The sequence below is a fragment of the Bifidobacterium sp. genome, assembly GCF_051876855.1.
GTDB lineage: Bacteria > Actinomycetota > Actinomycetes > Actinomycetales > Bifidobacteriaceae > Bifidobacterium.
In genome coordinates this window covers 35,763-43,188 of sequence record NZ_JBJEIH010000021.1, presented here as the reverse complement: position 1 = coordinate 43,188, position 7,426 = coordinate 35,763, and the positions used below count along the sequence as shown (strand labels likewise).

The following is a 7,426-nucleotide window of genomic DNA, read 5'->3' as shown; positions in this document are numbered from 1 at the left end:
ATCCGGCGGAATCGTATCCGGCGGAATCACCCCGAGCGGCCCCACTCACCCCTCACAAACTGTCTACGCTGGGGCCTTGTTTGCGCAGATAGTTTGTGTGGTTGTCCAATCTGGTTGCGCTGAGCGAGTCGTGAGGGTAGATCGTTTGTGGATGATCGCAACCTGATGCGCCCGGAAACGACACGTCATTGCGTGGAACTTGTCAATACCTTCCAAGGCTATGAGCGATAATAGGGAGAACATGGCACAATGGCAGGTAGTGTGCAATTGCGCGTACCAGGCGAAAGGAAGGCCGCAAGGTGACTGAGCAGCGATCCGGGCAGCAGTGGATCATCAAGGTCAATGGCGCCGAACAGACGGATGTAAAGCCGGGGGAGAGCATTGAAATCGGCCGTAAACCGTTGCGCCCGCTTGCCGATGACGGCAATCGAAGGCTTGAAGTCCCCGACAGCGAACGCTCCATGTCCAAGCGCCATGCCTTGTTCACGGTGCATGAGGACGGTTCCGCGGACGTGCGTGATCTCAACTCCACGAACGGTTCGTATATGATTCGCGAGAACGGCGAACTGACGCGGCTGCAGCCAGGCGTGGAATGCGAGCTGAAATATTCGCCGATCCGCCTGCAATTCGGTGATATCCCCGTCGATTTCATCCGTGTGGACGTGCAGGAGCGGGTCGAACCCAAGGTGACGGACCTGTTCTCCTATGCCCCTGATGACGCGAAGCAGGAACCTGACCCGTCCGATATGTCAGTGGATGACATCCTCAATCTGCGCGCCGGCGAGCCGACTGCGATGTTCAGTTCGCAGAATGTCGCCGATCGCCTGCGTGAGTTGCGCGACGCCTCGCTGCACGTGCCGAAGCTCGCCGGCACTGAGCCGGAACAGCCCGCGGACGGGAACGTGTCGGACGATCAGCGGCAGGCCCAACCGGGGCAAGAAACAGTGCAAGAGCAAGCGTCTCCCGCCGGGCATACGGTTTCCGGTGCGGATGCCGGTCAGCGCGATTCCGTCTCTCGCCAGTCCGCCTCCGGCGCGACGCCTGTGCAGCGCGAGACTTCGCCGGCGCGTGCGTTCGGTGCGCAGCCCATCCTGCCTGATCCCGTGGTCACCGTCACCCAGCAACGCCAATTCGCCGAACAGCACCCGCTTGAGGAGTTGCCGTTGACCGTGCGGCCGGGAGGTATGAATGAGCCCGGCCCGCGTGATCTGTTCGCCGATGCCGAGAAGCGCAGCAAGCAGGAAGATCAAGCCAAGCAGCAGCCATCTGAGTCGAATGCCGGTTCATCGGCATCGAGCCAGGACGGGGCTGAGGCTGCCGGCGGCCAGCATCAGACCGAAAGCGCGACCGCCCAGGGCGATTCCACTGGCAACGTGCCCTCCGACATCGCCAATGGCGACTCTGTTGCACCCGAAAAGAGCGAAGCCCCCGCCTCGACCACGTCAAAGCCGGATGTGGTGTCGGTACATGATTTGTTCAGCGCACAGCGAATCCATGAGGTACAGGCGGTGCGTGCCGCGAGCGACCGTGATGCACAGCACCAGCCGGTCAATGCGCAACAACCGACCGCTGAGGGTCAGCCGGCCAATCAATCGGCCGATGAGTCTTTGGCTGATAAGTCCCCGGCCGATGAGTCCCCGGCATCTGCCGTACAAGCCCCCGCACAGCAGGGTGTGCAAGCCGGTCCCGGTCCCGTTGCGGCGCAACAGCCGGCGCAACAGCCCACTCAACAGGCGGCGCGTGTGACCTTCACACCGATGGACGCTTCCGCAGCGCAGGCATCTCCAGCCACGCAAGCCGCTCCGGCCGCCCAGTCTGCTCCGGCCGTGCAAGGCGCGCAAGCTACCCAGCCTGCCCAAGTTGCCCAGCCCGCGCAGACCGCTCCGGTCATGCAGGCTACTCAACCAGTCCAATCCGCACAACAGCAGGTATCGCAGACCGCTAAGGCGCAGGATTACAGCCGTTTCGCCCGCCCCACAGCAGGGCAGCCAGCAGCCCAACAGCCGGGTATGCAGCAGCCGCAGGTATCTGCCGATCCGCAACAGAACTTCAAGCCGGTGTTCGAGCCGGGTTCGGTGTTTGAGCGTGTCTCCCGGGGTGATTTTGACAAGCAGGAGCAGATGGTGGAGGTCGGCGGATACACCTCGCAGCAGGCGAAGACCACCAGTGATTACACCGTCCAGTTCCAGATTGCGCGGCACGCCCAACTGTTGCCGTTCCTTGCGATGAACCCCTCGCTGTACGATGACCTGTACACGTGGCTTGCGGCGCAGGGCAACGCCGATGTCGACGCGGCGCTTTCGCGCAATCAGGGCTATCAGGAATACCGCAAAGCGGTAGGGAAGTGAGTCGAAGGTGAGTGAATCCATCCAGTCTGAGGAAGCGCTCAGGCGTATGCGTCATTGGCGTGACGACTATCGCAACGCCTTGGCGCCGTCTCCGCTTGAGGATATCAGCCAGCTGTCGGCGCAGCTTGATTTGACACACGCGCATCCTTCAGGTATCGCCCAGCTGTTCGCCAGCGGCAAGGCACCGCTTGATTCCCTGTTTCGTGACGCCGGCATGCTCCGGGCTGCCGGACGACGCTTGGAACGCGTCTACGAGGACCAGACCACAAAAAGCCGGCTCAGCGGAGTCGCCGAACTGTCCATGGTCGTCGGCGTGGCGACATGGTCCGGCAAATCCGTCCCGGTGCTGCTGTATCCGGTCGATGTGACGCGCAAGCCGGGTGGCGGCGAAACCGACGCGACCATCAGCTTCACCGGTCGTGGACGACTCAACCCCTCGTTTGTGACCGCCCTGCATGATCAAGGCGTCAACCTCGACGAAGACGAGCTGTTCGACGGCTCCAATTACCCCAACGGCACCCCGGAGACTTCCGCAGTGTTCGCTGCAATCGAACGGCAGGCCCGCAAGGCGTTCACCGATTTCAACATCGACCGGTACATCATAGTCGGTTGCTTCATGGATCCGAGCGCGCAGATTCTGCTGGAAAGCCAACGGATTATCGACACTTTGCGCCATGGGGCCAGCGGCAACACCATTCTTGACGCGCTTGCCGGCCTGCCTCAGGCGCTTCACGACATCGAAGCCGATAAAATCCCCGAATTTAGCCCGTTCGACGGCGATCCGCATGCTGAATTCGAAATCGGCGATGTAGACAACACCGTGCGGTATGCGGCCAATCTTGCCGCAGCCGGGCATTCCATCATCGTGGACAGTGAAGTCGGCAGCGGCACCGCCGCCCAAGCCGCGGCGATCGCCTCGCGGTGCGTGATGAACGGCAAATCCGTGCTCTACGTCCCATGCGTGGCCGAGCAGAAGCGCCGCTTCACCCGACTCATGGGCGCCAACAGCATGGGCGATATGGTTCTTGATATCGCCGATGAGCAGGGGAACACCGCCATCGACAAGCAGTTGATCGCCGCGGTGGGGTACCGTGCGGGCAACGCTGCAAGCCGATTCGACCAGCTGTCCGACGAGCTGGTGGGCGTGCGCTCCCGGTTGACCCGGTATCTGGGCGACCTGCACGGTGTCAACGAGCGCTGGGGTGTCTCGGCGTACCAGACTATCCAGAACCTCGCGAGCATCGCGACACTGCCGACCCACCCCGCGACCCACGTGCGGCTGAGTCAATCCGCCGCACGCACCCTCAACGGGCATATGGACGAGTGGGCGCACAAGCTCACCACCGCCGGCGAACTCGGCGAATTCACAATCGGGCCGGATGACACCGCCTGGTATCAGGCTTCCCTGACGACCGAAGACCAGGCTGTCGACGCATATCAGCGGGTTGTTGATGTTATGCAGAAGCTGCTGCCAGCCACCCGCGAGCAAGTGGCAACCACTGTGCAGACCTGCGGATTCCCTGTGCCTACGACAGCGCAGGAGTGGGGGCGTCAGGTGACGGTGCTGAAGAATCTGCGCCGCGTGCTCGACGTGTTCCAGCCCGAAATCTTCGAACGCGACATCGACGCGATGATCGAGGCGAGTAAATCCAAGCAGCAGCGCAAAGCCGAAGGCTCCGATTTGGGCTTCTGGGAACGTCGCCGCCTCGTCAAGGAAGCGAAGAGCCTGCTGCGTGTCGGCGCCCAGGTTGAGAACCTGCATGACGCGCTTATCGTCGTAGCAAAACAGTCCGAGCAGTGGCATCTGTTCGTGCCTCACGGCGGATGGCCTGTGTTGCCGCCGAAGCTGGACACGATTCTGGAAACCCAGGACGCCCTGATGCGCGACATCACCTCCCTCGACGCGGTGCTGGCCACCACGCCGAAGGGCGGCAACCTGGAATCGCTTGATTTCAACACGCTTGAAGAACGACTCAAGGCGCTGTACAACGACCACATGGCATTGGACACCCTACCCGGCCGTTGCCGTCTCGAACAGGACTTCCGCTCCGTCGGGTTGGATGAGCTGGTCGACGATCTGCGGGCGCGTCACGTTCCCGTGGAAGCGGTCGAAGGCGAGCTTCAGCTGTCGTGGTGGACGACCGTGTTCGAGGACATCGTCAAGGAATCCGCCATCATCTCGAATCAGGACGGGTCCGCGTTGCAGACAGCCGCCGACCGGTTCGCGCAGGTCGATACCGAGCATGTGCGCTCAATCGGCCCGATGATTCACCAGGAATCCATCCGCAAGCTGTGTGATCTGCTGTTCTCGAAAACGCAGGAAGCGAACCAGCTGCATACTGTGCTCGCGGGCGGGCAGAACACTCCGTTCAACCGTGTGCTGCACGACCACCCGCAGATCATGGCGCTCGCCAAGCCGGTGCTTATGGGTACGCCGTCCACACTCGCGGCGCTGACTGACCCCGCCCCGCTCGCCGATGTGGTGATTATCGACGCCGCAGCCCATCTGCCGGCAATCGAACTGCTTACCATCGTCTGCCGCGCCCGTCAGGTGGTGCTCATCGCGCATTGCGCGACGGTGACTTCCCCGAGTGTGAAAGCCCTGATCGGCATCCTGCCGCATGTTTCAGTACGCTCCCGTCTGACCCGGCGTTCCCCGCAGCTGTCGGTATTCCTGCGCAAGGAAGGCTACGGCGAGATTCGCCATGCCGCGCCGACGGAAGGCATGCAGGGCACGGTTCGACTGCATCGGATCGACGGGACAGGCGTGCCGGTCATCTCTTCCGGACTCGTGGAAAGCAGCCAACAGGAGATCGCCACGGTCACCAAGCTGATTTGCGACCGTGCCGGGTCGTTCACCGTGGTGCCCGTTGACTACATGCTCACCGTCGTGACGCTGACCGAAGCGTTCCGTTCCCGTCTGGGCGCCGAACTCAAGTCCCTGGCGACCAAAGACAAGGCGATGGGACGATTCCTCAGGCATGTCCGGCTGATCGGCATCGACGAAGTCGCCGGGGCGCAGACCACCGACGCCATCGTCTCGATGTGCTATGCGAAAACCACGCACGGCAGGCTGTTGCAGCAGTTCGGCCCGCTTGAAGGCAACGGCGGCAAGGGTATGCTGCTTGACGCGCTCGCGCTCGCCGACCGCAATCTTGATATCGTCTCCTCCTTCGGTCCTGAGGATCTGGATGATGAGCGTCTTCACCAGCCTGGTCCGCAGTTGCTCAAGCGGCTGTTGCAGTGGGCGGAAGCGCTGGATTCCGGTGTGTTGCGTCCGCAGCCCGCATCTGCTGGCGACAATGTCCTGTTCAACGATTTGGCGGACCGGATTCGCGCCCGCGGGCTGGACGTCGCCGTGGATTACGGCTTCTCCGATGGCATGCGCATTCCGCTGGTCATCGGCATCAAAGGCAAGCCCTTCGCGTTGGCCGTGCTCACCGATGACGCCCAGTTCATGGGCATCCAGTCCACGCGTACCCGCCATCGCCTGCTTCCGCAGGAGTTGGCTCAGCTCGGTTGGTCGGTGATGACGGTATGGAGCGTCGCCGCGTTCGTCAACCCCGATAAGGAGGTTGACCGCATGGTCGCCCGTATCGGCACGCTGTACAGGGAGGCGTGAATGCCCTCGTATGATGCGCAACGTCGCACGCCTCGTCGCCACCATCGCGTCACGATGAAGGGCACTGAACGCTTCGATGCCGATGGCGTCAAGCTGGAGCCTTCCGACGTGCAGACGCGCGAACAGCGCGATGCCGACGACGACCAGCGTATTCTCGGCGAATTGCCGCCGCACTGGGCGGTGTTCAACGAGCGCGGCCGGTAATTCGCCGCTTCGCCGGTCGCTTCGCCGGGTTTCACATGCGCCTGGGTGTTGTCGCTTGGGAGTTGCCTTGGGCGCTGTGTGTCGGTTGTCACTGAGTGCTCTGATCTGAAACCGATTGCGCTGCACGTCGCGCCGCGATGACCGGCAGGCCATCGGGCAAACGCATAAGCGCGAGCGCCTCTTCGGGGCGCATGGCGATGGCCGTCTTGCCGTTGGCGCCGGGTGCGACGCCGTCCGAAGCGTCCGAGGGCACAGTGATGACGGTGGCTTCTTGCGCGATTACACACGGTTGGCCGGATTGACTGTCAGTTCCCGCTGACGTATCCGCGGGCGGATACTCCTCGAGGGCTTGCGAAAGCGCTTGGTCTTGCGGCTGTTGGTCTTGTGACTGTTGGGTTTGCTGGCCGTCGGTCCCGATATCTTCTGCAGTCGAAGATGAAGCCGAATACCCAATCGCATCGCAGGATTGACCGACAATCAGGTCGACCGTATCGCCCGCAACCATACTGTCTGGTTGACTGGCCAGCGGCGTTTCGATGACTGTGGAGCCTTCCGGTGGTATAGGACGGCCGCGGATATGCGATGCCAGAATGAGCGTGCCGGCTGGCATATCGACGAGAGCGATTGCCGATTTGACCTGAGCCGGTGTCGCCGGAGCTTGGGCGAACGAGGCATGCGCGGGCATATTAGTGGTAGCCAGTTGCGTGGCGTGAAGGCGTTCTCCGCGGCTGATGTGTGCGGTGGTGACGAGCATCGGCTGGGTGCGCACCGTCGCCATCACACATTGGAGTACGCTGAACATCGCCAGCCCTGCGAGCAGCGCGCTCGTCAGCCGTCGCATCCGGGCGATCAACCGCCGTCGGGCAAGACTCATCCCGCGTCGACGCTTGCGTTTGGCAGTGTCCCCGGATTTGCCGGAGGCGGCTGCGAATGTGGTCTGTGATGATTCCATGTCACCATCCGACCATGCCCCGGCGCGGCTGCGCAACCGCTACCGGGGAATGTGGTCAAAAGTTGCGCCGACAATTCCCTCGGTTTTTCCGTCATTTCCCGGCCGTCGGCATCCCGATCCTCATCCTCCCCACCGCATCCCTGCTTCTGCCGACGGTGGGGCGGTTGTGAGCGTCGGTAGAAGGTTGTGCCGACGGTGAGAGACCGGTCAGTGTCGGCAGAAGGTTGTGGTTCTGTTTCTTGGTGACGTGATGCGGCCGCACATCGTCGATATCCCACAAACTGGTTACGCTAACGGGGT

5 protein-coding genes are annotated in these 7,426 nt (G+C 62.3%); 3 read left to right on the top strand and 2 right to left on the bottom strand.

Features of this window, described 5'->3' with window-relative positions; translation table 11 throughout:
- Nucleotides 1–299 precede the first annotated feature (299 nt).
- Genes ACI38B_RS01675 through ACI38B_RS01665 form a run of 3 tightly spaced genes read left to right on the top strand, consistent with a single transcriptional unit; the run spans nt 300 to nt 6,174 of the window.
- The gene (locus ACI38B_RS01675) at nt 300–2,348 is read left to right on the top strand and encodes an FHA domain-containing protein (protein ID WP_439729249.1); all 2,049 of its coding nucleotides are present in this window, start codon (nt 300–302) and stop codon (nt 2,346–2,348) included.
- 7 nt (nt 2,349–2,355) lie between these two features.
- On the top strand, nt 2,356–5,970 hold the full coding sequence (locus tag ACI38B_RS01670; RefSeq protein WP_439729248.1) for a helicase: 3,615 nt from the start codon (nt 2,356–2,358) through the stop codon (nt 5,968–5,970).
- A complete protein-coding gene (locus tag ACI38B_RS01665; protein ID WP_439729247.1) occupies nt 5,971–6,174 on the top strand; it encodes a hypothetical protein in 204 nt (67 codons plus the stop codon).
- An 88-nt stretch (nt 6,175–6,262) separates the two neighbouring features.
- Here the strand turns inward: ACI38B_RS01665 and ACI38B_RS01660 are convergent, their stop codons facing one another.
- Both ACI38B_RS01660 and ACI38B_RS01655 read right to left on the bottom strand, forming a co-directional pair.
- Nucleotides 6,263–7,126 (bottom strand): SAF domain-containing protein, encoded by an 864-nt coding sequence (locus ACI38B_RS01660; RefSeq protein WP_439729246.1) that lies wholly within the window; start codon nt 7,124–7,126, stop codon nt 6,263–6,265.
- A gap of 91 nt (nt 7,127–7,217) precedes the next feature.
- Nucleotides 7,218–7,426 (bottom strand): hypothetical protein (locus ACI38B_RS01655; protein WP_439729245.1); only part of this gene is annotated, 209 nt, incomplete at its 5' end.